The following is a 25,849-nucleotide window of genomic DNA, read 5'->3' as shown; positions in this document are numbered from 1 at the left end:
TGTCGACACCATCGACAGCAACGCCTCAGTGTAAACGCCCGCATTACGGCCAGCGGTCTATGGCCCCAATTGCCGCGAAGCTACTGCTCGGCTGGGCCCTGACCGCTCGCGCTGTGCGCTCCGGCTTTCGCTAAATCCGGCTCAGCCGGCGGTTTGCGCGCACCAGTGAAGGTGAACACCGCGTCTTCACCGGGACCTTCGCCATCCCAATTATCCACACCAACGGTGACAACCTGCCCGGGCCCAACCTCGTCGAAGAGGATCTTTTCGGACAACTGGTCCTCGATCTCACGTTGGATCGTGCGCCGCAGCGGACGCGCGCCCAGTACCGGATCGAAGCCCCGCTTGGCCAGCAACGACTTGGCATCGTCAGTCAACTCCAGTGCCATGTCTTTGCTCTTGAGCTGGATGGATACCCGGCTGATCATCAGGTCGACCATCTTGATGATCTCGTTGCGGGTCAGCTGGTGGAAGACGATAACTTCGTCAATGCGGTTGAGGAACTCCGGCCGGAAGTGCTTCTTCAACTCATCGTTGACCTTTTGCTTCATCCGCTCGTAATCGTTGTCTCCGCCGCCCTGGGTAAAGCCCAGGCCGACCGGCTTCGAGATATCGGATGTTCCAAGGTTCGAAGTGAAGATCAACACGGTGTTCTTGAAATCCACTGTGCGGCCTTGCCCGTCGGTGAGGCGACCGTCCTCAAGCACCTGCAGCAGGCTGTTGTAGATCTCCTGATGCGCTTTCTCTATCTCGTCGAACAGCACCACTGAGAACGGCTTGCGGCGTACCTTCTCGGTGAGCTGGCCGCCCTCCTCGTAACCGACATATCCCGGCGGGGCTCCAAACAGCCGTGACGCAGTAAACCGGTCGTGGAACTCACCCATGTCGATCTGGATCAGCGCATCGTCGTCGCCGAACAAGAAGTTGGCCAACGCCTTGGAAAGCTCGGTTTTCCCTACGCCGGACGGACCGGCAAAGATAAATGACCCAGAGGGGCGCTTGGGGTCCTTCAACCCGGCACGGGTCCGACGAATCGCTTTGGAAACGGCCTTGACAGCGTCCTCTTGCCCGATGATCCGCTTATGAAGCTCCTCCTCCATACGCAGCAGCCGGGTCGTTTCGGCCTCAGTAAGCTTGAACACCGGGATACCGGTCCAATTGCCGAGCACCTCGGCAATCTCGTTGTCATCGACTTCCGCGACAACGTCAAGATCACCTGAACGCCATTGCTTTTCGCGTTCCGCTCGCTGAGCCACGAGTTGCTTCTCGCGGTCGCGGAGGCTCGCGGCCTTTTCGAAGTCCTGCGCATCGATCGCGGACTCCTTTTCGCGACGAGCATCGGCGATCTTCTCGTCGAACTCACGCAGGTCCGGTGGCGCGGTCATCCGGCGGATCCGCATGCGGGCGCCCGCCTCGTCGATCAAGTCGATCGCCTTGTCCGGCAGGAACCGGTCATTGATATAGCGGTCAGCGAGGGTCGCCGCAGCCACAATTGCCGCGTCGTTGATCGACACTCGGTGGTGGGCTTCGTAGCGGTCCCGCAGCCCCTTGAGGATCTCGATGGTGTGCTCAACGGTCGGTTCGCCGACTTGCACAGGTTGGAAACGGCGCTCCAGCGCAGCGTCCTTCTCGATGTACTTGCGGTATTCGTCGAGCGTGGTGGCGCCGATCGTCTGCAGCTCACCGCGTGCCAGCTTGGGCTTGAGGATTGATGCGGCGTCGATAGCGCCTTCGGCAGCTCCGGCGCCCACCAACGTATGCAGCTCGTCGATGAATAAAATGATGTCGCCGCGGGTATTGATCTCCTTGAGAACCTTCTTCAGCCGCTCCTCAAAGTCGCCGCGGTATCGACTACCCGCGACCAGCGAACCCAGGTCCAGTGTGTAGAGCTGCTTGTCCTTCAGCGTCTCGGGAACCTCGCCGTGCACGATGGCTTGCGCCAGGCCTTCAACGACGGCCGTCTTGCCCACGCCTGGCTCACCGATGAGCACTGGATTGTTCTTGGTGCGTCGAGAAAGCACCTGCATTACCCGCTCGATTTCCTTCTCGCGGCCGATGACCGGGTCGAGCTTGCCTTCCATCGCGGCCGCGGTGAGGTTGCGCCCGAACTGGTCCAGCACCAGCGAAGTAGAGGGGCTACCCGATTCCCCGCCGCGACCGCCGGTCCCCGCTTCGGCGGCCTCTTTACCCTGGTAGCCGGACAGCAGCTGGATCACTTGCTGACGCACCCGGGTCAGCTCGGCGCCGAGCTTGACCAGAACCTGGGCGGCGACCCCCTCGCCCTCGCGGATAAGACCCAACAAGATGTGCTCGGTACCGATGTAGTTGTGGCCGAGCTGCAGCGCCTCACGCAAACTCAGCTCCAGAACCTTCTTGGCTCGCGGCGTGAACGGGATGTGCCCCGACGGCGCCTGCTGGCCCTGCCCGATGATCTCCTCAACCTGGCTTCGCACACCTTCCAGGGAGATTCCAAGCGACTCCAGAGACTTGGCAGCGACGCCCTCGCCTTCGTGGATGAGCCCTAACAAGATGTGCTCGGTACCGATGTAATTGTGGTTGAGCATCCTGGCTTCTTCTTGCGCCAAGACGACGACCCTGCGGGCACGGTCGGTAAATCTCTCGAACATCGGCGTTTACCTACTCTCCCTCACCATCGGTACTTCGTCATTGCCGGCACAGGGACCGACACCGCGTACCTGCCGTCCACTCTAATAGTCGGCCCACTCGGGTTCCTAACCTCGCCGTGCCCGACGGCGCCATGGCGTTCGATGCCGCTAGACACATCCGGGCTTATCCCCCTGTTGCAACAGATTAACGACAAAAGCCCCTGAAGCGTTCCAGTACCGAGCGACAATCAGTTCGCCGCTAGCGAAAGCGACACAAAGCACTGACGCCCGGGATCAAGCCCGGGCGTCAGTGAAAACCTCTCAGGTCGCTGCGTGGAAAGCGTCGATAACCTCGGCCGGAATACGACCGCGGGTCGACACATTGTGACCGTTCCGACGAGCCCATTCCCTGATAGCGGCACTCTGCTCACGGTCGATAGCGCCGCGACCCCGTCCAGCCCCGGAACGCCCGCGCCGCCGACCCCCGACACGACGGCCCGCTGACACCCACTCCTTCAGGTCGCCACGGAGTTTTGAGGCATTCTTAGTTGAGAGATCAATCTCATACGTCATCCCGTCAAGCCCGAATTCGACCGTTTCATCAGCGGCGCCTGCACCGTCAAAATCATCGACCAAGGTGACGGTTACTTTCTTCGCCATCGGCGTACCCTCGCGTTTCTTTCCATTCAGTTCGGACAGATTCCCCACTCACCAATCTGCCATAAAAACGCAGAATCCTCAATCCGAGACACAACAAGACAGTTCAGTTGGAGTGGGGTCGAACAATGGGGAACAAAACGGTCTCCTTAATTGACAGCCCGGTCAAAGACATCAACAACCGATCGATACCCATTCCAGTTCCGGTACATGGCGGCATGCCATACTCCAGCGCAGTCAGAAAATCCTCATCGAGCACCATCGCCTCATCATCTCCCGCGGCTGCGGCACGGGCCTGGTCGGCGAATCTTTCACGCTGCACTACCGGGTCGTTGAGTTCGGAGTAGCCAGTAGCCAGTTCGATTCCGCGCAGATAGAGATCCCACTTCTCAGTCACTCCCGGGATACTGCGGTGCTGGCGTGTCAAAGGCGTTGTCTCCAAAGGGAAATCCCTGACGAATGTGGGCTCGTTCAGAGCCCTACCCACAGTGTGTTCCCAGAGTTCTTCGACGAGTTTGCCATGCCCAATGCCGCGGATATCGACAATCTCCACATCAAGTTGTTCAGCGATGTTACGTAAGCGATCGACCGTTGTCTGTGGCGTGACCTCCTCACCAAGTGCATCAGACAGTGAGGAATACATATCTATAGTCGCCCATTCTCCATCGATGTCGTAGAAACTGCCATCGGGCATCGGTAGTTGTCGAGTCCCGATCGCCTCGTCAGCTACCTCTTGAATAAGCTCGCGGGTGACTACTGCCGAATCATCATAGGTCGCGTACGTCTGGTAGGTCTCCAGCATTGAGAATTCGGGCGAATGCGTAGAATCGACCCCTTCGTTTCGAAACACTCGATTAACTTCGAAGACCTTGTCGAAACCACCAACGATACAACGTTTGAGGAACAGTTCTGGGGCGATACGCAGGTAAAGATCGATGTCGAGGGCATTCGAATGTGTGATGAACGGCCGGGCTGCTGCGCCGCCGGCCAAAGTCTGCAGTATAGGTGTCTCGACTTCCAAAAATCCGCGCCGCTCCAGAGCGGCCCGCAAGGCTCTCATGACACCGATTCGCTGCCGAGCCACCGCGCGCGCTTGCGGTCGAACGATCAGGTCTACGTAACGCTGCCGAACCCGCGACTCTTCATTCATTTCTTTGTGCGCTACCGGTAGCGGACGCAACGATTTGGCAGCCATCTGCCAGCAATCAGCAAGGACGGACAGCTCACCACGGCGTGAATTGATCACAGTCCCGCGAACGTAGACGATGTCACCAATATCGACGTCGGCTTTCCATCCGTCCAAAGCGACCTGACCGACCTTGTCCAAGCTGATCATCGCCTGCAATTGGGTGCCATCGCCGTCTTGAAGTGTCGCAAAACATAGTTTCCCGGTGTTGCGCGCGAATACCACTCGACCAGCGACCCCGACGACGTCGTCGGTCGCGAAGTCGATCGGCAGATCGGGATATGCCTGGCGAATCTCAGCGAGGCTGTGGGTTCGTTCGATGGCAACCGGGTAAGGCTCATCTCCTTGTGCCAACAGGCGAGAACGCTTGTCCCGACGGATCCGGAACTGCTCGGGAATGTCTGCTGCGTCGGTGGCGTTCACGACGTGCCAGCTTAAATGAACTCCCGCGGACACCCTGCAGCGGCGGCACCCGTCCTTCAGCTCTCAGCTGAAGGACATCACCGGTGCTCGACGCCAAAATCCACGCGCCCGCCGAACCTGCACGCGTTCGGCGCGCCACCGTGGCATGGGTGACGCGGTCTGATCAGCGGGCCGTCTTGAGCCGATTCCGTTGGGCGTCACGATTGCGTTCGAAGACGAGCCGCAGGCCATGCAGAGTCAGATGCTGGTCGTAGTGGTCGACGGTGTGCAACTCGGCTAGCAGCAACGGTGCAGTATGGCCGGTAGCGACAACGGCCACCTGATCGCCTAGCTCGCCCGAGAAACCATCCACATTGTCGCGGATACGGCCGACCAGGCCGTCAACCAGCCCGGCAAAACCGAATACCGCACCCGCCTGCATGCATTCCACGGTGTTCTTGCCAACGACCGAACGGGGCCTGGTCAGCTCGACCCGACGCAACGCCGCGGAACGCGCAGCCGCGGCGTCTGAAGACACTTGCACCCCCGGAGCGATAGCACCGCCGAGAAATTCTCCCTTAGCCGACACCACGTCCACACAAATCGACGAACCGAAGTCGATGACGATAGCGGCCTTACCGAACTTGTTAAATGCTGCCAGACAGTTCACTATCCGGTCCGCACCTACCTCTTTCGGATTGTCCACGAGCAGCGGAATACCGGTGCGGACTCCGGGCTCGATCAGCACGTGCGGCACCGCCGGCCAGTACTGCTCGAGCATGACCCGCACCTCGTGCAGTACCGACGGGACCGTAGACAAGGCGGCAGCGCCACTAAGCCGCTCGGAATCCTCACCGATCAGCCCGTCGATTGTCAGCGCCAGTTCGTCGGCCGTCGCTTCGGACTCGGTACGTATCCGCCACTGCTGCACGACCTTCGCGTGCTCTTTGGCCCCCGACAACAATCCGACGACAGTGTGGGTGTTGCGGACATCGATCGCCAACAGCACCGTTACCGCACACCGATCCGGGGGTCGAGCAGTTCACCCGCGTCAGCGGGTACGAATGCCGGGTCGTGGCCCAGGTCAACCTGCTTGTTGTCCGCATCGACAAACACAATCCGCGGCTGGTAAGCCCGGGCCTCGGTGTCCTCCATCGTTCCGTAGGCGATCAGAATGACCAGATCACCAGGATGAACAAGATGCGCGGCGGCACCGTTGATTCCGATCACTCCGCTGCCGCGTTCTCCGGTAATCGCATAGGTGATGAGGCGGGCGCCGTTGTCGATGTCGACGATGGTCACCTGTTCGCCCTCGAGCAGGTCCGCAGCGTCCATCAAATCGGCGTCGATAGTCACCGAACCGACGTAGTGCAAGTCAGCCTGGGTGACCGTAGCGCGGTGGATCTTCGACTTCAGCATCGTCCGCAACATCATTTCCTCCCATGTGATTCACCAAGAAACGCGCCGGCATCCGGCGCGACTTCGGCAGGACTCAAAACAGCGAACCCGTCGGTGCCATTCGCCGCTCCAAGCTCAATCGCAACGTTATCGAGCAGCCTCGTGGCGCCGAATCTTGCTGCTACCAACAGCCGACCCGGCCCGAAATCTGGAGCCGGGCCCAGCTCGACGTCACGCAGCTGCAGGTAGTCGACTTCGACATCAGGCGTGGCATCGAGCACAGCGCAAGCCTCATCGAGCACGGCCTGCGCACCCGCAGCCGCAGCGCGAATTCCCGCCGCCAGGGCCACCGAGAGCGACCTAGCCAGCTCACGCTGCCGCGGGTCTAGGTATCGGTTTCGCGACGACATCGCCAGCCCATCGTCTTCCCGCACGGTCGGCACGCCGACGACAACAACATCGAGATTCAAATCCGTGACCATCTGGCGCACAAGCACCAACTGTTGGTAGTCCTTCTCGCCGAAGAACACTCGGTCGGGCCGCACGATCTGCAGCAGCTTCAACACCACGGTGAGCACGCCTGCGAAATGGGTTGGCCGAGGGCCACCCTCAAGTTCGGCCGCCATCGGACCGGGTTGCACAGCAGTACGTAAACCATTGGGGTACATCGCCCCGGGGGTCGGTGTGAACACTATTTCAACGCCTTCTGCGCGCAGCTGCGCCAGGTCGTCTTCAACGGTGCGAGGGTAGGCGTCAAGATCTTCTCCGGCACCGAATTGCAGCGGATTAACGAAGATCGACACCACGACCACCGAGCCGGGTACGCGTTTTGCCGCGCGTACCAGGGCAAGGTGCCCTTCGTGGAGCGCACCCATCGTCGGTACCAGCATCACCCGACGACCGGTGTGCCTTAGCGCGCGGGCAACGTCAAAGACCTCGCTCGGCGTCGAGTAGACATTGAGTTCGCTTCGCTGAAATGCACCCGGCCGGTTCGCCTTCATCGCACCAGCACCTCGACGACCTCATCAGCAGCATGCGCCCGCTGCGCGGTCCGCAGCGCAGTCACCCGGTACGCCTCGGCCAGTTGCGGATCTACCGCGGCCAACGCTGCCATATGGCCTTCGACTGTGGCTGCGTCACCACGGGCGACTGGCCCGGTAAGCGCCGCTTGCCCACGCTGCAGCGTGTTCTCTAGCGCCGCGCGCGCCAGCGGTCCCACAACACGTTCGGCGATACCGCCCGGCTGATCGTCGACACACTCCTGGCCAAGCAGCTGGCCGGAGCGCAGAGCCGCGCGCAAGGCTTCAAGAGCATCGGCCAGTATGGCCACAATGTGGTTGCCCGCATGGGCCAACGCAGCGTGATAGAGAACACGCGCATCCTCGACCACGCAGAACGGCTCGCCACCCATCTCAAGCACCAACGACTGCGCAATCGCGTACCCGACATCGTCGGATGCGGTGATCCCGAAACACGTATCGGGAAGCCGACCGATGTCATCGTCGGACCCAGTGAATGTCATCGCCGGATGAATCGCCAGCGGTATGCAGCCCTGCTGGGTCAGAGGCGCGAGGACACCTATCCCGTTGACCCCGGAGGTATGCGCCACAATGGTTTGTGGCCGCACCGCCGAGGTAGCGGCCAAACCAGACACCAGGCCAGCAAGTTGACCGTCTGGAACAGCCAATAGCAGCAGTTCAGCCGCTGCAGCGACCTCCGTTGGAGCTAGCACCGGGGTATCGGGCAGTCGGCGTTGCGCCCGCTGCATCGACGCACGGGAAATCGCGCTACACGCCACCACCACGTGGTCGGCGCGCTCCAACGCAACCCCTAGTGCGGTGCCTACCCGGCCGGCCGAAATGACTCCCACTTTAAGCCTGGCCGGGCGCAAACCGTCGAACTGCACCATCGCAGACGACCTCACAAATTTCTTGGTTCGTTCCAGTCCCATGTGGCGAGTACCGGACGGTCACCCTGACTGTAGTCGATATATCCGGCAGGTCCCAGCTCAGCTGTCGCGGCGACGGCGACGACCTCCCCCGGTCGGCTCCGCCTGCAGACGCGCCATCAAGTCGGCGACCGACTGACCGCCGGTCCGCGAGCCCGATCTATCGGAGCTCGTGGGACCTTCGGCGTCATCCTGCTCCGAATCCGGGCTGCGATGCCGCGCGGCTGGCTCCGGCGTCACGGCCGCGGCCCGTCGCGGTGGAGCTGCATGAGAAGGCGGTGAGCCGGACTGCGCCAGATAGGGGGGCCCGCCCATTCCACCGACCTCGGCACTTCCCGAATCGCCTTGGGTGTAGTCGCGGTACTCCGCCGAATGCCGGGATGGCGCCGGGCGGGCGGGCTCGCTGTATTGTCGCGCAAACTCGGAGTGACGCGGAACGCTCTCCGCTTGGTCCTCCGAGCTGGAATGCCGGGCGCGCCTGCGCCGGCCTGATGACTCTGCCGCCGGCATACTCACCGGCTCGGCGGCTACCCAACTTCCGCTGGGCTCTCGGGTGGGCAACCACTGGGCTTCTGAGGCAACTGGCTGCCAGTGCGATGGCGTCGGCTGCGGCGTTAGTGGTGGCTGCCGCGGTGGCGGCGATGGCGGTGGCGTCACGGGTGGTGGGGGCGCCACAGGTGGCGGTGGCGTCACGGGTGGTGGGGGCGCCACAGGTGGCGCAGACGTCATCGGTGGTGGAGGCGCCACAGGTGGCGCAGACGTCATCGGTGGTGGAGGCGCCACAGGTGGTGGAGGCGAAACGGGTGGTGGAGGCGATGCCGTTGGCTGATGATAGTCAGGCTGCCCCGCGAGTGGATCAACTCTCGGTTGCGGGGCCTCATGGTGCATCCGGACGGGTTCCCGCGAGCGCCTTCCTACCTGCGGCGAACGCGTCGGTGGCAGCAGCGGTTCCTCCGGCACATCGATGATCGAGGCCTCGTCAGCGCGGCTAGGACCCTCGCTACGACGTACCGTCGTAATCCGATCGCTAGCTACCCAATCGACAGGTGGACTCTCACCGTTTTTGGTCCGATCAGTCAAAGCGCGTGCAGTGCCCGCATCCGCCGCCAATGCGGGCCGCTGCTCCAGATCGGTGTCGAACAAGATTTCCAGGCTGGCTCGCAACGCGGTCAGTTCCTCGCGCAGCGCCACTACCTCGTCCGCGGCGATTGTGCGCAGCTCAGAGGCCAACTCACGACGCAGCCGCGACTCCACGGTCAGCTCATACTCACGTCGGGCCGAGATTTCGCGATCCAGCTGGAGGTCATAAACAAGTTTCAAATCACGCGCGCGCGCCTGATCTGTATCGCTTTGCCGGCGATACAGCAGCGATACGAACGCGCCAGCGATAGCCGCCCACAGCGCCAGAATCACGGCGAGCTTCAGAAGCTCGACGCGACTGGTAAAGACCAGTGCGGAACTGGCCCCAATCGCCAGGGCCAGCAACGCCGTGGACAGCCACCAACCCGGCCTGCGGCCGCCGCGCCGGACCCGGGCGCCGCGGGACAGAACGGTCATGGCCTGACTGTACCCGGGCCGAGGTCAATCCACGTACCGCGCTAGTCCGGCGATTCTCAGGCCGAGCCTATTACACCCAGCTACCTACTCTGGCAGCGCCCCACGCCAGTCTCATCGCCGGGTCGCCTCCCGATGAGCAACCTCAGCCGGCGACCCGCGCTAGGCTTCCGGACGCTCCGCGGGCTCGGCCGGGTCCCGCGGAGACCTACAGCAATGTTGCAGCCACAACGCGGCAACCACCAATGCCAGGGCGCTGAAGACGGCCACCACCGCGCCGGAGGTGTCCTCAGCCGCGGCCCGCAGCCATGACCGCCGCGGCAGAAAGTACACCAGAGTTCCGGTCCACCACCCCAGCGCCAACGCACCCACCCAAGCCGAGGCTTTGGCCACGATCAAACTACGTGCCACCACCAGCGGATGTAGCCAACCAGGTCCGTCTCCGATCTCACCCGCACCGATCTTGGCGCGCACATGGCGAGCCCACAGCGCCTCAGCGACACCGACCACGGCCAGCGACAACCCGGTCCACACGGTGATGGGCGGAAACCACCGGTACAACACGACCACCAGCAAATGGCCTGCCACGGCGGCGGCAAGTACCGCGGCGGTCAGGTCACGCTTCCGGGTCGGTCCCATCAGCTTTCCGGTTCGGCACGGGCGGCGCAATGTCGCGGATTCCATTCAGATTGAGCGCAGCGCGAAACAATCGCACACTGTCCCGGTCGGCCTGTTCCAACTCGGCCAGCAGCTCGGCGACCTGTCGTGGAACCCCGGCAACGGTCAGCTCGGCCGCCGGGTCCACAGCCAACCACGGGACCAGCACGAACGCCCGTAGGTGCGCCATCGGGTGTGGGAGTGTCAGTTTGCTATCACGCTCGATCAACTCGATTCGCCCGGCCGGGCCATTCGTGCCTTCGGGTGAAATCTGGTGACAGGCGATCAGATCAACATCCAAAGTGCGCGGGCCCCAACGCTCATCGCGGACCCGGCCGGATGCCTGTTCGAACTCCTGCGCGCGGCGCAGCCAGGAGTGCCCGTCACGCGCCGAGTCTTCGGCAATCAGCACGGCGTTGAGGAACGGCCCCTGCTCCACACCCCCCCAAGGGGCAGTCTCATACACCGGAGACACGGCCACCAGCGCATCCCCGAGGCCGTCTACGACCGACTGCAGACGCGCCAAGCGGTCCCCCAGGTTGGAACCGATCGATAGCACTACCCTCGTCATGCCGGACCGCCCGCTGGGACTACTGACCCGCGACCGCCGCGCCTCGAACGCCGGATCACCACCGCTACATCGCTGACTGTCTGCGGAATCTGGGCCTGCGGTTTATGCACAGTCACCTCAACGGCGTGCACCCGCTCGTCGCCCATCACCTGTTCGGCGATCTCGGTCCCGACGGTCTCAATCAGGTTCCGCGGGACTCCGGCAATTGTGGCGGCCGCCCGGTTGGCAAGAGTGTCGTAGTCATAGGTATCAACCAGATCATCGCTGGCGGCAGCAGCCGCCAAATCGATCCACACGGTGATGTCGACAACAAAATCCTGCCCGTTGACTCGCTCGTGGTCGTAAACCCCGTGCCGGCCACGGACCGTTAGACCGCGCAACTCTATTCGGTCAGCCATCACATCCATCCAGTTCAGTGTGCATCCACGCCCCGACCACCTTGAGGGCATCCACCGAAGCGCGCACGTCGTGCACTCGCACGCCCCAAACCCCTTGCGACGCAGCCAGTGCGGAGATCACCGCAGTTGCCGTTTCACGTCCCTCCGGCGGGCGCACAGCGCCATCCGGACCGGCAAGTAGCGCACCGAGGAAACGTTTCCGAGAAGCTCCTAAGAGTACCGGGACACCCAGGCCCACTAACTCCGGCAAGGCGTGCAGCAGCGCCCAATTGTCTTGTGCTGTCTTGGCGAATCCAAGCCCTGGATCGATTATCAGCTGTTCCGGGTCGACGCCCGCGGCCACAGCGTCGTCGATGCTGGCAAGCAAATCTGCGCGCACCTCGGCCACCACATCCCGATAATGCGGGGCCTCATGCGGCGCATCGGCCGATACTGAGCGCCAGTGCATCAATACCCACGGCACCCCGGCTTCGGCCACCAACGGTGCCATGGCTCGGTCAGCCCTGCCACCAGACACGTCGTTGATGATCTGCGCACCGTTCTGCAGAGCCGCTCGCGCCACGTCCGCATGCATGGTGTCGACGCTAACGGTAATACCTTGCGCTGCAAGCTCTTTAACGACAGGCTGGATACGGAAATTCTCAACCTTCGAGTCGATCCGGCTAGCACCTGGCCGAGTCGACTCTCCGCCGACGTCGACAATTCCCGCGCCTTCTGCAGCCAGCGTTAGTCCGTGCTGTACGGCTCCGTCCGCATCGACATACCTACCACCGTCCGAGAACGAGTCGTCGGTGACATTGAGAATCCCCATAACCCGCACGGGCGCTGGACTCACTTCCGCAAGATGAGGTCGAGCGCTTCGGCACGAGAAGCAGAGTCGGTCTTGAACTGGCCACGTACTGCCGACGTCGTGGTGATCGCACCTGGCTTGCGTACACCGCGCATTGCCATGCACAAGTGCTCGGCCTCGACGACAACAATCACCCCGCGCGGATCAAGTTTCACCATCAAAGCGTCCGCGATCTGGCTGGTAAGCCGTTCCTGCAGCTGTGGCCGCTTGGCGTAGAGATCTACCAACCGGGCGATCTTCGACAGGCCGGTTACCTTGCCCTCGTCGCCGGGAATGTAGCCGATGTGAGCCACCCCGTGGAACGACACCAGATGATGTTCACAGGTCGAGTACAGCGGGATCGCTTTGACGATAACCATCTCGTCGTGCTGCTCGTCGAACATGGTGTCCAGCACCGCGTCGGGATCGGTGTAGAGCCCGGCGAATATCTCGCGGTAAGCACGGGCGACGCGGGCCGGAGTGTCCACCAATCCACCCCGGTCCGGATCCTCGCCAATCGCGTACAGCAGCTCGCGGATGGCGGCCTCGGCACGCGGTTGATCGAATACCCGCTGTCCGATGGCTACGCCGCCGGAATCTAGGCGCGAATCCAACTGCGACATCGAACCTCCGTTCGTCAGCCGTGGGCCGGCGGTTTGGAACGGCTCACGTCCTTGTCCTCATGGCCCGATGGCTCTTCGGCATCCGGAGCGGAAGGCTCGGCCCGACTTGGATAGCTTGGTGCAGGCTCTGGTCGAGTGGGCGGACGCTCGGGCGTCGGCGGCGGCCATCCGGGCGCATGCCAACCGATCGGGGCTCCGTAATCGGGCTGAGTGGCACCATACCGATGATTGCTGGGCTCGTGGCCCCCGGCAGTCCCGCGGGAACCGTTCCCGCCCTGTCCGGCTAGATCCGCCCCCGATTGTGCCGCCTGAGCTGCTTGGGTGGCCTCTGCGATCGCTGCCTTGAACGCCGGCTCCGGAGTCGGCTGAGGCCAGGGCTCGCCACGCTCAATCGCCAGTTCGCCAGGTGTCTTGATAGGCGGCTTATCTGACGGAATCCGGCCACCGAAGTCATCGAACATAGTGAGGCGAGGCCGCTTTTCGACGCCGGCGAAGATGCCCTCGAGTTCCGGCCGGTGCAAGGTCTCTTTTTCCAGCAGCTCGCCGGCGAGAGCGTCGAGCACCTCGCGGTATTCGGTGAGGATCTCCCACGCCTCGGTGTGCGCCGCCTCGATAAGCTTGCGGACCTCCTCGTCGATTTCGCGGGCAACCTCGTGCGAATAGTCCGGTTGCGTGCCCATGGTGCGCCCGAGGAACGGATCGCCGTGTTCGGTGCCGTACTTGACCGCGCCGAGTTTGGAACTCATTCCAAATTCGGTGACCATCGAGCGGGCGACCTTGGTGGCTTGCTCGATGTCTGAGACAGCGCCGGTAGTCGGCTCACGGAACACCAGTTCCTCGGCGGCGCGGCCGCCCATCGCAAACACCAGTTGCGCGATCATCTCCGAGCGGGTGCGCAGGCTCTTGTCTTCCTCTGGCACCGCCACCGCGTGCCCACCAGTTCGCCCGCGGGCCAGGATCGTCACCTTGTAAACCGGGTCTATGTCGGGCATCGCCCAAGCCGCCAGCGTGTGCCCACCTTCGTGGTAGGCGGTGATCTTCTTCTCCTGCTCGCTGATTATCCGGCCCTTCCGCCGCGGCCCGCCAATCACTCGGTCCACCGCCTCCTCCAGGGCAGGACCGGTGATCACCGTGCTGTTTTCTCGGGCAGTCAACAGCGCCGACTCGTTAATGACGTTGGCCAAATCTGCGCCGCTCATACCGACAGTGCGCTTGGCGAGCCCGTCAAGATCTGCGTCTGGGGCGATCGGCTTGCCCTTCGAATGCACCTTGAGCACGGCGCGACGGCCTGCCAGGTCCGGGGTGGAAACCGGTATCTGCCGGTCAAAGCGGCCCGGCCGCAGCAATGCCGGGTCCAAGATGTCAGGCCTGTTTGTCGCGGCGATCAAAATGACGCCAGCTCGATCGCCGAAACCGTCCATCTCGACAAGCAGCTGATTGAGGGTCTGCTCCCGCTCATCGTGACCACCGCCCAAGCCCGCGCCGCGCTGACGCCCAACGGCGTCGATCTCGTCGACGAAGATGATGCACGGGCTGTTCTGCTTGGCCTGCTCAAACAGGTCGCGGACGCGTGAGGCACCGACGCCGACGAACATCTCGACGAAATCTGAGCCAGAGATAGTGAAGAAGGGAACGCCGGCCTCCCCCGCTACTGCGCGGGCCAGCAGCGTCTTACCCGTGCCCGGCGGGCCGTAGAGCAGCACCCCTTTGGGGATCTTGGCACCGAGCGCCTGGTAGCGCGACGGATTCTGCAGGAAGTCCTTGATCTCGTAGAGTTCCTCGACCGCTTCGTCGACGCCCGCAACGTCGGCGAAAGTGGTCTTGGGCATGTCCTTCGATAGCTGCTTGGCGCGCGACTTTCCGAACCCAAAGCCCATCCGGGCGCCGCCCTGCATCCGGGAGAACATGACAAACAAGCCCACCAGGAGCAGCAGCGGTAGCAGGTATATCAGCAGTTCGCCAAAGATGCTGCCTTGGTTGACGACGGTGCTGACCTTGGCCTTCTTCGCGCTGAGCGCGTTGAACAGATCGACGGCGTATCCGGTGGGGTATTTGGTAATGACCTTGTCGGATCCGCCCGTGGCGTCGCTGCTCTTCTTCAAGGTCAACCGCAGCCGCTGCTCGCGATCGTCGATCTGCGCGCTCTTGACGTTGTCATCGTTGATCTGCGCCAGCGCTACGGAGGTGTCGACTGGTTTGTAGCCACGGGTGTCGTCGCTGAAGTAGAAGAACGACCAGCCGAGCAGCACCACCACGGCGATCGCCGTAATGGTGCGGATCACGTTTTTCTGGTTCATCAATCATCGGCCGTGCCGGCCAGGTCCTTCCCGATACACGCAGCTGGAAAAGTCCAGGCTACCGCCAGTGGCCATCGTCAGCTCGGCCGAGGCGGGCGCAGCGGGTCGCCCGCCATACCTGATACTTGTCTAGACCAACGAGTGGCAGTTCCCGACGAGCCTGCAAACGACGGCGAACACGCTCCCAATGCCAACGCGCACAGGCACGACGCTGAACAACCGCAGCCGCGTTGGCCCGTCCCCCGCCTAGCCCGGGCCCAACGTAATCGCCATGTGCGCCAACCCCTTCTCAGTGAGTTGCGGTTGTGATTTGGTGAGATGATGCCTTCACGTATTTACGGGACCGAACGGCTAGTCGATACCAATGGTGTGCAGCTACGGGTGATCGAAGCGGGGGACCGCGGCGCACCCGTGGTGATCCTGGCCCACGGATTCCCCGAACTAGCCTTCTCCTGGCGGCACCAGATCCCGGCGCTGGCCGAGGCCGGCTATCACGTTCTGGCTCCAGATCAGCGCGGCTATGGCGGCTCGTCTCGCCCAGAAGCGATCGAGGCCTATGACATTCACCACTTGACTGCCGACCTAGTCGGTCTGCTCGACGATGTCGGCGTCGAGCGAGCAGTCTGGATTGGGCACGACTGGGGCGCCGTCGTGGTGGGTAATGCGCCGTTGCTCCACCCCGAACGGGTCGCCGCGATCGCCACCTTGAGCGTTCCGGTGCTGCCCCGCGCGCAAGTGCCGCCGACGCGGGCGTTCCGTGCAAAGTTCGGCGAGAACTTCTTCTACATCCTTTACTTCCAGGAGCCGGGTGTCGCCGACGCCGAACTCGACAGTGACCCGGCTCGCACAATGCGCCGGATGATCGGCGGTCTTAAACCACCGGCCAACGAGAGCGAAGCGTTGCGGATGCTGGCCCCCAGCTCTGAAGGCCTGATCGATAGGCTCCCGGAGCCGGCCGAGCTGCCACCTTGGATCAGCCAGGACGAACTCGACCACTACATTCGCGAATTCACCCGGACAGGATTCACCGGCGGCCTGAACTGGTATCGCAATTTTGACCGCAACTGGGAGACCACGGCTGAACTCGCTGGCGCCACGACCTCTGCACCGTCGCTATTCATTGCCGGGACAGCCGATCCCGGGTTGTCATTCACCCGGGCCGATCGCGCTTCGGAGGTCCTCGTCGGGCCGTATCGCACCGTGATGATCGACGGCGCCGGACACTGGCTACAGCAGGAACGTCCCGACGAGGTGAACACAGCCCTGTTGGAGTTCCTCGGTGGGTTGACATAGTCATGGCAGCGCCGATGCGTTTCGGCGTATTCATCACACCGTTTCATCCCACCGGTCAATCCCCGACGGTGGCGCTGGAATACGACATGGAGCGTGTGGTTGCCCTCGACCGTCTCGGTTTCGACGAAGCGTGGTTCGGCGAACACCACTCCGGCGGCTATGAGCTGATCGCCTGCCCAGAAGTGTTCATAGCGGCCGCCGCAGAGCGAACCAAGCACATCTGGCTCGGGACCGGCGTGGTATCGCTGCCCTACCATCACCCGCTGATGGTGGCAGACCGCTGGGTGTTACTGGATCATCTGACCCGCGGCCGAACCATGTTCGGCGTCGGTCCCGGCGCACTGCCTTCGGATGCCTACATGATGGGGATCGACCCGGTCGAGCAGCGGCGAATGATGCAAGAGTCACTCGAGGCGATCCTTGCTCTCTTCCGGGCCACCCCCGAAGAACGTACAGACCGTCACTCCGACTGGTTCACGTTGCGCGACGCACAATTGCATATCCGCCCCTACACCTGGCCATATCCAGAGATTTCTACTGCTGCGATGATTTCGCCGGCTGGGCCGCGGCTAGCCGGGGCGCTGGGCACATCTCTGCTGTCACTGTCGATGTCAGTGCCCGGGGGCTACGCGGCGCTGGAGAACGCCTGGGGGATCGTCTGCGAACAAGCCGACAAAGCCGGCCGGGAAGCGCCCGACCGCGCTCACTGGCGCGTGCTGAGCATCATGCATCTGTCGGATAGTCGCGACCAGGCCGTCGACGACTGCACCTACGGGCTTAACGACTTCGCCAACTACTTTGGTGCGGCCGGATTTGTTCCGCTGGCCAACACGGTGAATGACACCAAGGCACCTCGAGATTTCGTCGAAGAATACGCCGCCAAAGGAAACTGCTGTATCGGCACACCCAACGACGCGATCACACACATCGAAGACCTTCTGGCCCGGTCAGGCGGATTCGGGACGCTCCTGTTGCTCGGCCATGACTGGGCCTCCCCGCAAGCGACGTTTCACTCCTACGATTTGTTCGCGCGCAAGGTGATTCCACATTTCAAAGGACAACTTAACGCACCACGCTTGTCGCACAGCTGGGCCAAGGACAACCGCGAGAAATTGATCGGCCGCGCCGGCGAGGCGGTTGTGAAAGCCATCACCGAACATGTCGACGATGACACGGGCCGCGGCAACTGATGCGCGCCGCGGAACTGCCGAATGTGCGCAGAGCCGGTTCGCGAGGAGGTCCCCACCCGAATCCCGAACGGGGCCAGCGCGCCACATTCGAGCTACCCGGAGATCCTGGCAGCTCTCCGCCTCCCACCGTGACCCCGAAGAACCTGTAGGCGAATGCCGCTGAGCACTCAACAGGCGACCAAATGCGCAGCGGCGGCAGCCAAATTCACACAGCGGGTGGTATCCAAAAGGTGAATGTCACAACTATCGGCACCAAAGAAACCGTGACATCCACCGATGATTAGCCAGACGCTTGCAAATTCATCGACCGGATAAACCCCGACAGCGGCGGGGTTTCACCCCGACTTCCGCACATCGGCAACGACGGGGACATTTCCAGGCCGCAGGTTGCGCGAAATATTCCGCCTTGAGCGTGATTTCGAACTGACGGTGCGCTTGCTACGCGATTCGGGCTCGACCACTGCCTCGACCAAATCCGATGGAGTGCAGTTCAAGATGTCACACAACGCGGCAAGCGTCTGCAGCGACAAACGCTGCGGCGTTCCCGCTGCCAACCGATAGACCTGCTCCCGCGATAGCTCCACTCCCCGCGCGGCCAGCAGCGGACCGAGATCTGTGGTGGCAAACATGCCCTGCTCGGCCATACGCAGCCGCAGATGCCACTGGTAGCCAACAACTTTTGTCACCGCAACTCCCATCCGTCCGCACGCCCGCGCCCGACAATCGTCGAAAGCGCATCGAATCTCGGCTGACTCGCGAGCACACACGACGGCCGCGACACCCGCCCAACCACGCCGCTAAGCCGTGCTTGCTGGGGCATCGCCATCCACCTCCCTGGGCCGAAATTGATGTCTCAATCAGACACCAAATTTTTCTAAAAACGTTGGACATGAAACAAACTCACAGGATATTCCCACAAATCTGTCCGCTAGGCGCCGACCACAGCAAACGCCACCACTGCTGTGGCGCAGAGCTTTCTTCAGACGACACATTGAATCGTTTACTACGCCCTCGGGCCGATAGGCGGCAGAACGTGAGAAATCCGGCTGGTCTGTCGCATGCTGAGCCAACCAGACGGGAGGAGCCGCCAGGAATGGAGCACTGGCGGCGGTGCTTGCGATGGCCGGCTTACCGGCCATCGCAAGCACTATTGGTCGCCGACTCCGAAAAGCGGCGCAACAACACCGGTTACGTCAGCCACCCACAGGCAGCTGCGGCATAACCGTCAGCTTGACACCGTATCGGGGTGCGGCGAAGGAGCTCATCCCGCGCCCGGCCCCACCCATGAACGGCACTCCACCCATCGTATGCGTGCCGGCTTCAGCAGCCGCAGCCGCCGGGGTCACGCTGCTGACCAGAGACGCTGCGGCCGGGCTTGCCGCCGGGGCCGCACTCACCCAGCTCGCCGGAACCGAGAGCCCTCCGAGCGAGGCGGCCCTACCCACAGCGCTTGCAATTCCGCCGCCGCCCGCCAAGCCGGCACCCTCGACGGCCTCGACAGCTGCCGCCGGCACAGCCTTGGCGGCCCCCTCAGCCGCCTTCGCGGCAGCGGATATCAGCTTCTCCGGCTCATGGGCGAGGCCCACGATGTCCTTGAACTCAGTGATCAAAAGTCGGCTGGGCGAGATGTATCTCAAAAACAAATCATTGAGCGTGCCGGCATCCAAAGTTGACGACCCGGTGAAAGCCTCCACTAAGTCGCCAAGCACTCCACCTACGACAATTCCGGTGCCGCCTTCGTTCAAGGTGTGCCCGGTAAGACCAAGTGCGTCAGTGATTGCCTGCAGCGATCCCCACGGCGTCGCCGCTGCCAGGCTGTTGAGCGTGGCTGGCATCCCCGTGGTCAGCTGTGACAAACCCTGCACGTTGGTAGCAGCGGCGCTACCGGCCGCTTGAGAGACCGCGGCCGCCTGGCTGACCAACCCGCTTGAGCTGGTTGCCGGTGCGGGCTCGGTAAACGGTGTCAACGTTGACGCCGCCGCCGATGCACCGGCATAGCCGTACATCGCCGCGGCGTCTTGAGCCCACATCTCGGCATACTGCGCTTCGGTTGCCGCGATCGCCGGGGTGTTCTGACCAAAAACGTTTGTCGCCAGCAGCTCCATCAACAACGCCCGGTTCGCCGCCACCACCGCCGGTGGCACCGTCGTGGCAAACGCCGCCTCATAAGCGCCCGCCGCCGCAGCGGCCTGGGCGCCGGCTTCTTCCGCCTGCAGGGCCGCGTTGCTCAGCCACGCAAGGTGCGGCGCGGCCGCTGCCGCCAGGTGCGCCGAGGCCGGTCCCAGCCATGGTCCGCTGGTCAGGCCCGTCACGACCGAGCTGTAGGAGGCCGATATGGAACTCAACTCACTGGCCAAATTCTCCCAGCCCGCCGCAGCGGCCATCATCGGCCCCGCGCCAGGCCCCGAGTACATCAACCCGGAATTGACCTCCGGCGGCAATATCCCGAAATCCATGATCCCCCCGGCCTAACCGCACGCAGTCGCGTTGGCGGCCTCGGTAGCCGCGTATGAACCTGCGCTGACGCCCAGCGTGGTCGCCAACATGTCTTGCACTGCTGCCGCCTGAGCGCTGACCGACTGAAACAGCTGTGCGTGCGCGGCGAACTGCGTGGCGGTCAACATCGACACCACATCGGCAGCCGCAGGAACCACTCCCGTCGTCGGGCCTGCAGCGGCCGCAGATCCGGCCCTCATCGTGGCCGTGATGCCGTGCAAATCCCCGGTGGCTGCGGCCAGTATCTCTGGCTGCGCAATCACGATCGACATATTGCTTGCCTCCTCCAATAGCGTTTGTTGGCAACAGCTTTCAGCGGTCCATTCGCTCCACCGAAAACCGACCGGGAGCCACGGTAGGCGTCGCCGCCGGGCCGCACAGCAGTCTTTCCAACTGTTCACAACAGAGTTAGCAACTGTTTTCTTAACGCATCATTTATTCATTTGTTGCTTAGATGATGCATCTTTCGTGGTATTGGTGCGTTAAACAGCTCTAATAGGTATCGAACGCATGTTTCATGCATCTGCTGCAACAGTCATGCACTTGCGTCACCCGGTCGCGGCACCGTCGAAGCCACAACAATGCAGACCGTTTCCCCTCCCCGGGAAGCCCGATGCGCCGTAGCCATCTAACCGACCCGCCAGGCCGGCCACCAGCGAAAACCTAACCAGCGAGTGAACGTTGAGTGGCAACGAGGCAATACTTACGCATACTCGGCGTAACCTCCGCGACATGTTTCGAGAGGCATCCGGTGGAGGCCAGCACAGGCGCACCAACTGACGGCTGATCGCGCCTTCCGGCCACTAAGGTGCCAACCATGCCGATCGCATGGAGCGCACCCAGATTTGTCCGCACGTCAGTCGCATTGATCACCGCCGCCCTGGCCATCGCATCCTTGTCGGGGTGCGATTCGGACAATTCGGCGACAGCAGGCCGCGACCCACGCCAGGTTACGGTCTTCGGATCAGGACAAGTCCAGGGTGTACCCGACACTTTGACCGCCGACATCGGTATCGAGTTCACCGAGCCCGATGTCACCAGCGCGATGAACCAGACCAATGACCGCCAACAAGCGATCATCGACGCGCTGGTCGGCGCCGGACTAGACCGCAAGAGCATCCGCACCACCGCTGTCACGGTCGCACCGCAGTACAGCACCTCAGAGTCCGCCGGAAGCGACACCATCACCGGATATCGCGCCGACAACGCCCTCGAGATCAAAATCCACCCTGCCGATACCGCATCGCAAACACTCGCGCTGATCGTCAACATCGGCGGGGATGGCACCCGAATCACTTCAGTCAGCTACTCAATCGCCGACGACTCACAGCTGGTAAAGGACGCCCGCGCCCGCGCCTTCGAAGACGCCAAGAACCGTGCCGAACAATACGCACAGCTGTCCGGCCTGCGTCTAGGAACATTGTTGTCCATCTCGGAGGTCTCCGGCCCCACGCCGGGCGCCCGGCCGGCACCGGTACAGCGCGACACGTCGTCGGTGCCCCTCGAACCTGGCCAACAGACGGTGAGTTTCTCGGTGACCGCAGTATGGGAACTGAACTGAAGGCTTCGCCACCTACTGGTAGACCTTTGGATCAAGCATCCCAATGTAGGGAAGGTCACGGTAGCGCTCGTCGTAATCCAGCCCGTAGCCCACGACGAACTCGTTGGGGATATCGAAGCCTACGTAGGCGATATCGACGTTGGCGCCTACGGCATCAGGTTTGCGCAACAGTGTGCACACCCGAAGCGATCGCGGACGCCGTGTCGTGAGGTTCCTCAACAGCCACGACAGGGTCAACCCCGAGTCAACCACGTCCTCGACGATCAACACGTCTCGATCATGAATGTCACGATCGAGATCCTTGAGGATCCGCACCACCCCCGACGACGAAGTCGACGACCCGTAGGAACTCACGGCCATGAACTCGAACTGCGTCGGCAATGGAATTGCCCGCGCTAGATCAGTGACGAACAGCACCGCACCTTTCAGCACCGTGATCAACAGCAGATCCTCGCCGGCAGAAATGTCCCGATAGTCGCCGCCGATTTGCTCGCCGAGCTCAGCGATTCGGGCCTGAATCTGCTCAGCGCTGAGCAGCACCGACTTAATATCCCCAGGATAGAGCTCGGTTGTCTGCCCGGGGGTGATCGCCGAGGAGCGCTGGGTCACGCCCACAGCGTGCCACGCGACAGGGCGAACAACCAACGCGGGCGTCAAATGGGCTCGGGCCGCAGCCTCAGTACGCCGTCCTGCCGCATTGCGACCAAACGCTGACCGCGCAACGACGACCCGACCGCCAACCCGCCCTGACCGCGCCACCCGACAACCAGAATGTCCACGCCGCGAATCTGCTTATCAGTGAGTCCGGTCGCGCCGCCGGCCAGCAGCCAGGCCCGAATCACACGGCGACGCACCGGGTCTGGCAGCGCGGCCAACACCTTGGTGTTCAACCCGTAGCCATCAGCCCCAGGAACAAGCGCCTCCGGCAGCGCCTGAGTGGCGATCGTGTCAATCAACTCGTTGTCCGCACGCAACGCCGTCGCGGTTCGCGCCAAAGCCTCCGCCACGCCGCCGCCGAGCACGTCCTCCAGCATTGGCAGCACTTCCAAACGCAACCGAGTCCGGGTGAAACGGCGATCGGCGTTGTGTGGGTCTTGCCAGGCCGTCAGCCCCAGCTCTCTGCAGGCAGCGTGAGTCACGCTGCGCCGCACACCCAACAACGGTCGACACCAGGGCGGATCATTCGGCCGCATTCCGGCGATCGAGCGTGCCCCAGAACCACGGCTGAGCCCCAGCAACACCGTCTCGGCTTGATCGTCAAGCGTGTGGGCCAAGAGCACCGGACCTTCGCGGCTGGCATCCAATGCCGCGTACCGAGCCTTGCGCGCCGCAGCCTCCAAGCCACCTGCTTTGCCACCGGACCGGCTATCCACCTGAACGCAAAGCACTCGTGCATCAACGCATCCCAACGACATAGCTTGCACTCGCGCTGTTTCGGCGACCGCAGCCGAACCGGACTGCAGACCGTGGTCCACGATCAACGCCGTGGTGGGCAGCACGTGCGCCGCGACGGCGGTAAGCGCCAATGAGTCCGAACCGCCCGAGCACCCCACACACCATCGGTCGGCGGTGTCGAGATACGCCTTGGCGAACCCGCTGACAGCCGTGCGCAGCTGCGCTACAGCACTCTGTCGATCCATCGCCGCGGGTCTTCGATCTCGGCCGGCAAAGGCAACGTTTCGGGACCCGACCAAATCGCGTTGAATCGCCGCATACCGACCCGGTCCACCACGTCGTCGACGAACGCTTTTCCGCGGGTGTACTGGCTGAGCTTGGCGTCAAAACCCAACAACGCGCGCATCAGCCGCTGAAATGGGGGTTGCCTGCGGTTACGGCGGTCGTCGAATCGGCTGCGGATGGTGGCCACCGACGGCACCACTACCGGTCCGACAGCATCCATCACGTGCTCTGCGTGCCCCTCTAGCAAAGTGCCGAGCACCAAGAGCTGATCCAGAGCGATGCGTTGCGGTTCGGATTGCACCGCACGAACCAGACCGAGGATCCCAGCTGGATGGATGCTGGAATCGTCTGCGGCCGCCGCCCGATTGCCTCTGGAGCGAGCGAAGTCCGCGAGTCGACTCATCACTTGGCCTAGATCGTCGCCGGGTTCCTGGACCAGCAGGCCCAACGCGCGCGACATGTATTCGGCCAACCATGGATTAGCCCTGAACTGGACCCGGTGAGTCACCTCGTGTAGGCACACCCACAAACGGAAATCGGACGGCTTGACCTTAAGCTGGCGCTCAACAGCGATGACGTTGGGATACACCAGCAGCAAGCAACCATTTTCAGCCTCACCGAACGGGTCATACTGACCCAGAATCCCGGATGCCACATACGCGAGCACAGCACCCGCCTGCGCGCCCGTGATTCGACCGGTGAGAAATCCGCGTGGCTTGTCACCGCCGTTCGTCATCGTCCGCATTGATTCGGCTGCCGCCCGAATCCAAGCCGGCCGGTCCACGACGCGAGCGGGCGGCACCCGTCCGCCAGTGACCAGGCCAGTGACGTCGCGCACCGGTGGTTCTGCCTTCTCCGCAGCGCCCATCAACTCGTCGATCACCTGACTGCGGGTGTATTCGGTGGACGGCGGAGCCGGGCGAGCCAGCCATGCTCCGATGCTGGCTGCAAACCGCCAGTCCACCGCATTCCCCAGGGTGATCTCCGTCGGTCCGGTCACGTGGTACACCCGCAAGACCACAGCTTGGTCGCCAAGGCGTCCAGCGCCTTGCGGCCGTTCAGCCCGGCGTCGTTTGAGATGAACGCGAAGCTGAGCACCCGACCGCTACGGTCAGTGACCACACCGACCAATGCGTTGATACGGCTCAGCGAGCCGGTCTTAGCCCGCAACCATCCGGCCGGGCCCTCGTAGGTGGCCCGGTCGAGAAAACGTTCGCCAAGTGTGCCGCTACCGCCAGCGATCGGTAGCAAATCCAGCAGCGAGCGCAACGCGGGCTGGTCCGGTCCTGCCGCGGCCTGCACCGCGTCATTCAGCGTCTTGGCCGTCAGACGATCGTTCATCGACAGCCCGCTGGAATCCACCAAGGCAGCACCAGCGATATCGATATGCAGGGTGCTCAACCTATTTGTCACAGCGTCAACGGCGCCGGAAAAACTCTGCGGCCGGTTTATGGCGGCCGCCACCTCCCTTCCGACGCATTCAGCCAGCACATTGTCTGACGCGTTCATCATCTGGGACAGCCGTTGGATCAAAGGCGCGGACTGCACCACCGCCAACTGCCGCGCGCCAACCGGCGCGGTGCCTATCGTCACCTTCTTGGGATCGAGGCCAAGGCCCAAGGCCAGCTGCTGTCCGGCATCAAGGGCCGGGGTGCGCGACCTTCGTGAGTTGACAGTCGTCGGCTGGATACGCCCAGCATCGATCATTGCCGCCTGGATCGGCGCAATGTCGCCATTGTCGACATCAGCCGGATCCCATCCCGGTGCCATCGTCGGACCACTGAACGCCGAAATATCGACCTGAACCGCCGTCGGCGTCACGCCACTGCGCCGAATCTGTTCAACAAGGTCACTGATGCGTGCCGCGCCCCGATACCAGGTTTCCTGCTCCGGTGGCGCGGCCGACAACGTCGGATCTCCGGCACCCACCAGCACTACCGGGCCCTGAGCGTTCCGGCCGGCAGCCACCACCCTCGTACTGATCCGGGCCTGGCGGTCCAGGGTCAACAACGCCGCCGCGGCCGTCAGGATTTTGTTTGTCGACGCTGGCACCAACGGCACGTCATCAAGCTGACGCCATAGTTCTTCTCCGGTCAAAGCGTCGGTGACCCTGGCTCCCAAACTGCCCAGATTTGGATCGGCTGCGACCGACTTCAACACTGCCGCCACGCCGCTGGGGCTGGGTGTCGCGGCAGTGTCGGCCACCGGGATCACCCCGGGTTCTACCGTGGGCGGCCGTGGCGGCGGTACCGGTGGGCGCGCCCCGACGGTGCGACGCCCCGTGGTGAAAAACGCCGCCGCGGCCACAATGGCGACGACAAGCGCCAGCACGCCCGCCCCGACGTAAACGTGGGTGGACCTTTGCCAGCGGGTGGGACCCATGATCCTCCTGTCTGTCCGGTCCCATTCTGCCGAACCAGCTAGTCGGCCGACCCATGCGATCGGCAACCGTTCAGGGCAACCGTACAGCTCGACTATGGTGGACCCCCGACGCTACGCAGCT

25 protein-coding genes are annotated in these 25,849 nt (G+C 62.9%); 3 read left to right on the top strand and 22 right to left on the bottom strand.

All coding sequences use genetic code 11. The features are described 5' to 3' along the window. Nucleotides 1-80: 80 nt before the first annotated feature. From clpC1 to ftsH, 14 genes are all read right to left on the bottom strand, one after another. Nucleotides 81-2,627: an ATP-dependent protease ATP-binding subunit ClpC gene (gene clpC1, locus ACO07W_RS13105; protein WP_421843759.1), complete on the bottom strand. Its 2,547-nt coding sequence runs from the start codon at nt 2,625-2,627 to the stop codon at nt 81-83. 300 nt (nt 2,628-2,927) lie between these two features. After that, nucleotides 2,928-3,266, bottom strand: a complete 339-nt coding sequence (lsr2, locus tag ACO07W_RS13100; RefSeq protein ID WP_421843757.1) for a histone-like nucleoid-structuring protein Lsr2 — start codon at nt 3,264-3,266, stop codon at nt 2,928-2,930. Nucleotides 3,267-3,369: 103 nt separating this feature from the next. Then, nucleotides 3,370-4,872 (bottom strand): lysine--tRNA ligase, encoded by a 1,503-nt coding sequence (gene lysS / locus ACO07W_RS13095; RefSeq protein ID WP_421843755.1) that lies wholly within the window; start codon nt 4,870-4,872, stop codon nt 3,370-3,372. A 163-nt stretch (nt 4,873-5,035) separates the two neighbouring features. Beyond that, on the bottom strand, nt 5,036-5,860 hold the full coding sequence (locus tag ACO07W_RS13090; RefSeq protein ID WP_421843753.1) for a type III pantothenate kinase: 825 nt from the start codon (nt 5,858-5,860) through the stop codon (nt 5,036-5,038). A 2-nt stretch (nt 5,861-5,862) separates the two neighbouring features. After that, a complete protein-coding gene (panD, locus tag ACO07W_RS13085) occupies nt 5,863-6,282 on the bottom strand; it encodes an aspartate 1-decarboxylase (protein ID WP_421843751.1) in 420 nt (139 codons plus the stop codon). After that, nucleotides 6,282-7,250, bottom strand: a complete 969-nt coding sequence (gene panC / locus ACO07W_RS13080) for a pantoate--beta-alanine ligase (RefSeq protein WP_421843749.1) — start codon at nt 7,248-7,250, stop codon at nt 6,282-6,284. Before panC ends, panD begins: the two co-directional genes overlap by 1 nt. After that, nucleotides 7,247-8,158, bottom strand: coding sequence for a Rossmann-like and DUF2520 domain-containing protein (locus tag ACO07W_RS13075; RefSeq protein WP_421843747.1), 912 nt, complete (start codon nt 8,156-8,158; stop codon nt 7,247-7,249). The genes panC and ACO07W_RS13075 overlap by 4 nt, the downstream gene beginning before the upstream one ends. Before the next feature lie 99 nt (nt 8,159-8,257). Continuing rightward, the gene (locus ACO07W_RS13070; protein ID WP_421843745.1) at nt 8,258-9,754 is read right to left on the bottom strand and encodes a DUF6779 domain-containing protein; all 1,497 of its coding nucleotides are present in this window, start codon (nt 9,752-9,754) and stop codon (nt 8,258-8,260) included. A gap of 159 nt (nt 9,755-9,913) precedes the next feature. Next, nucleotides 9,914-10,390, bottom strand: a complete 477-nt coding sequence (locus tag ACO07W_RS13065; RefSeq protein WP_421843743.1) for a DUF3180 domain-containing protein — start codon at nt 10,388-10,390, stop codon at nt 9,914-9,916. Continuing rightward, nucleotides 10,368-10,979 carry a 2-amino-4-hydroxy-6-hydroxymethyldihydropteridine diphosphokinase gene (gene folK, locus ACO07W_RS13060; RefSeq protein WP_421843741.1) on the bottom strand — a complete coding sequence of 204 codons (612 nt, stop codon included), beginning with the start codon at nt 10,977-10,979 and terminating at the stop codon, nt 10,368-10,370. The genes ACO07W_RS13065 and folK overlap by 23 nt, the downstream gene beginning before the upstream one ends. Continuing rightward, complete coding sequence (gene folB, locus ACO07W_RS13055; RefSeq protein ID WP_421843739.1) at nt 10,976-11,377, bottom strand: dihydroneopterin aldolase; 402 nt, start codon at nt 11,375-11,377, stop codon at nt 10,976-10,978. Before folB ends, folK begins: the two co-directional genes overlap by 4 nt. Beyond that, complete coding sequence (gene folP / locus ACO07W_RS13050) at nt 11,370-12,212, bottom strand: dihydropteroate synthase (RefSeq protein WP_421843737.1); 843 nt, start codon at nt 12,210-12,212, stop codon at nt 11,370-11,372. The genes folB and folP overlap by 8 nt, the downstream gene beginning before the upstream one ends. Next, nucleotides 12,209-12,829, bottom strand: a complete 621-nt coding sequence (folE, locus tag ACO07W_RS13045; protein WP_421843735.1) for a GTP cyclohydrolase I FolE — start codon at nt 12,827-12,829, stop codon at nt 12,209-12,211. Before folE ends, folP begins: the two co-directional genes overlap by 4 nt. Before the next feature lie 14 nt (nt 12,830-12,843). After that, nucleotides 12,844-15,126 carry an ATP-dependent zinc metalloprotease FtsH gene (gene ftsH / locus ACO07W_RS13040; RefSeq protein WP_421843733.1) on the bottom strand — a complete coding sequence of 761 codons (2,283 nt, stop codon included), beginning with the start codon at nt 15,124-15,126 and terminating at the stop codon, nt 12,844-12,846. A gap of 321 nt (nt 15,127-15,447) precedes the next feature. On the opposite strand from ftsH, the gene ACO07W_RS13035 reads away from it, so the two are divergent. After that, nucleotides 15,448-16,419: an alpha/beta fold hydrolase gene (locus ACO07W_RS13035; protein ID WP_421843731.1), complete on the top strand. Its 972-nt coding sequence runs from the start codon at nt 15,448-15,450 to the stop codon at nt 16,417-16,419. A 2-nt stretch (nt 16,420-16,421) separates the two neighbouring features. After that, nucleotides 16,422-17,609, top strand: coding sequence for an LLM class flavin-dependent oxidoreductase (locus ACO07W_RS13030; RefSeq protein WP_421843729.1), 1,188 nt, complete (start codon nt 16,422-16,424; stop codon nt 17,607-17,609). Nucleotides 17,610-17,944: 335 nt separating this feature from the next. Here the strand turns inward: ACO07W_RS13030 and ACO07W_RS13025 are convergent, their stop codons facing one another. The 4 genes from ACO07W_RS13025 to ACO07W_RS13010 all read right to left on the bottom strand — a co-directional run bounded on the left by ACO07W_RS13025 (nt 17,945) and on the right by ACO07W_RS13010 (nt 20,377). Further along, a complete protein-coding gene (locus ACO07W_RS13025) occupies nt 17,945-18,253 on the bottom strand; it encodes a helix-turn-helix domain-containing protein (RefSeq protein ID WP_421845972.1) in 309 nt (102 codons plus the stop codon). Between the two features lie 38 nt (nt 18,254-18,291). After that, nucleotides 18,292-18,429: a hypothetical protein gene (locus ACO07W_RS13020; RefSeq protein WP_421843727.1), complete on the bottom strand. Its 138-nt coding sequence runs from the start codon at nt 18,427-18,429 to the stop codon at nt 18,292-18,294. A 373-nt stretch (nt 18,430-18,802) separates the two neighbouring features. Beyond that, on the bottom strand, nt 18,803-20,068 hold the full coding sequence (locus tag ACO07W_RS13015; protein ID WP_421845971.1) for a PPE family protein: 1,266 nt from the start codon (nt 20,066-20,068) through the stop codon (nt 18,803-18,805). Between the two features lie 9 nt (nt 20,069-20,077). Beyond that, entirely contained in the window at nt 20,078-20,377 is a 300-nt protein-coding gene (locus ACO07W_RS13010; protein ID WP_421843725.1) for a PE family protein, read from the bottom strand. A gap of 545 nt (nt 20,378-20,922) precedes the next feature. On the opposite strand from ACO07W_RS13010, the gene ACO07W_RS13005 reads away from it, so the two are divergent. Continuing rightward, nucleotides 20,923-21,666, top strand: a complete 744-nt coding sequence (locus ACO07W_RS13005) for an SIMPL domain-containing protein (RefSeq protein WP_421843723.1) — start codon at nt 20,923-20,925, stop codon at nt 21,664-21,666. 12 nt (nt 21,667-21,678) lie between these two features. On the opposite strand, the gene hpt is transcribed toward ACO07W_RS13005, so the two are convergent. The 4 genes from hpt to dacB are packed head-to-tail and all read right to left on the bottom strand — an operon-like array spanning nt 21,679 to nt 25,728. Continuing rightward, on the bottom strand, nt 21,679-22,323 hold the full coding sequence (gene hpt / locus ACO07W_RS13000; protein ID WP_421843721.1) for a hypoxanthine phosphoribosyltransferase: 645 nt from the start codon (nt 22,321-22,323) through the stop codon (nt 21,679-21,681). Then, complete coding sequence (gene tilS, locus ACO07W_RS12995) at nt 22,320-23,306, bottom strand: tRNA lysidine(34) synthetase TilS (RefSeq protein ID WP_421843719.1); 987 nt, start codon at nt 23,304-23,306, stop codon at nt 22,320-22,322. The genes hpt and tilS overlap by 4 nt, the downstream gene beginning before the upstream one ends. Next, nucleotides 23,285-24,346: a zinc-dependent metalloprotease gene (locus ACO07W_RS12990; protein ID WP_421843717.1), complete on the bottom strand. Its 1,062-nt coding sequence runs from the start codon at nt 24,344-24,346 to the stop codon at nt 23,285-23,287. The genes tilS and ACO07W_RS12990 overlap by 22 nt, the downstream gene beginning before the upstream one ends. After that, complete coding sequence (dacB, locus tag ACO07W_RS12985; protein ID WP_421843715.1) at nt 24,343-25,728, bottom strand: D-alanyl-D-alanine carboxypeptidase/D-alanyl-D-alanine endopeptidase; 1,386 nt, start codon at nt 25,726-25,728, stop codon at nt 24,343-24,345. The genes ACO07W_RS12990 and dacB overlap by 4 nt, the downstream gene beginning before the upstream one ends. Nucleotides 25,729-25,849 lie beyond the last annotated feature (121 nt).

Source organism: Mycobacterium sp., assembly GCF_965230835.1.
In the GTDB taxonomy this organism is placed as follows: domain Bacteria; phylum Actinomycetota; class Actinomycetes; order Mycobacteriales; family Mycobacteriaceae; genus Mycobacterium.
This window is presented reverse-complemented; position numbering and strand designations above follow the sequence as displayed.

Bases quoted from the DNA above. Each gene is read 5' to 3' on its own strand.
- clpC1 (WP_421843759.1), bottom strand. From the start codon at position 2,627: ATGTTCGAGAGATTTACCGACCGTGCCCGCAGGGTCGTCGTCTTGGCG.
- lsr2 (WP_421843757.1), bottom strand. From the start codon at position 3,266: ATGGCGAAGAAAGTAACCGTCACCTTGGTCGATGATTTTGACGGTGCA.
- panD (WP_421843751.1), bottom strand. From the start codon at position 6,282: ATGTTGCGGACGATGCTGAAGTCGAAGATCCACCGCGCTACGGTCACC.
- panC (WP_421843749.1), bottom strand. From the start codon at position 7,250: ATGAAGGCGAACCGGCCGGGTGCATTTCAGCGAAGCGAACTCAATGTC.
- ACO07W_RS13075 (WP_421843747.1), bottom strand. From the start codon at position 8,158: ATGGTGCAGTTCGACGGTTTGCGCCCGGCCAGGCTTAAAGTGGGAGTC.
- ACO07W_RS13070 (WP_421843745.1), bottom strand. From the start codon at position 9,754: ATGACCGTTCTGTCCCGCGGCGCCCGGGTCCGGCGCGGCGGCCGCAGG.
- ACO07W_RS13065 (WP_421843743.1), bottom strand. From the start codon at position 10,390: ATGGGACCGACCCGGAAGCGTGACCTGACCGCCGCGGTACTTGCCGCC.
- folK (WP_421843741.1), bottom strand. From the start codon at position 10,979: ATGACGAGGGTAGTGCTATCGATCGGTTCCAACCTGGGGGACCGCTTG.
- folB (WP_421843739.1), bottom strand. From the start codon at position 11,377: ATGGCTGACCGAATAGAGTTGCGCGGTCTAACGGTCCGTGGCCGGCAC.
- folE (WP_421843735.1), bottom strand. From the start codon at position 12,829: ATGTCGCAGTTGGATTCGCGCCTAGATTCCGGCGGCGTAGCCATCGGA.
- ftsH (WP_421843733.1), bottom strand. From the start codon at position 15,126: ATGAACCAGAAAAACGTGATCCGCACCATTACGGCGATCGCCGTGGTG.
- ACO07W_RS13035 (WP_421843731.1), top strand. From the start codon at position 15,448: ATGCCTTCACGTATTTACGGGACCGAACGGCTAGTCGATACCAATGGT.
- ACO07W_RS13030 (WP_421843729.1), top strand. From the start codon at position 16,422: ATGGCAGCGCCGATGCGTTTCGGCGTATTCATCACACCGTTTCATCCC.
- ACO07W_RS13025 (WP_421845972.1), bottom strand. From the start codon at position 18,253: ATGGCCGAGCAGGGCATGTTTGCCACCACAGATCTCGGTCCGCTGCTG.
- ACO07W_RS13020 (WP_421843727.1), bottom strand. From the start codon at position 18,429: ATGCCCCAGCAAGCACGGCTTAGCGGCGTGGTTGGGCGGGTGTCGCGG.
- ACO07W_RS13010 (WP_421843725.1), bottom strand. From the start codon at position 20,377: ATGTCGATCGTGATTGCGCAGCCAGAGATACTGGCCGCAGCCACCGGG.
- ACO07W_RS13005 (WP_421843723.1), top strand. From the start codon at position 20,923: ATGCCGATCGCATGGAGCGCACCCAGATTTGTCCGCACGTCAGTCGCA.
- tilS (WP_421843719.1), bottom strand. From the start codon at position 23,306: ATGGATCGACAGAGTGCTGTAGCGCAGCTGCGCACGGCTGTCAGCGGG.
- dacB (WP_421843715.1), bottom strand. From the start codon at position 25,728: ATGGGTCCCACCCGCTGGCAAAGGTCCACCCACGTTTACGTCGGGGCG.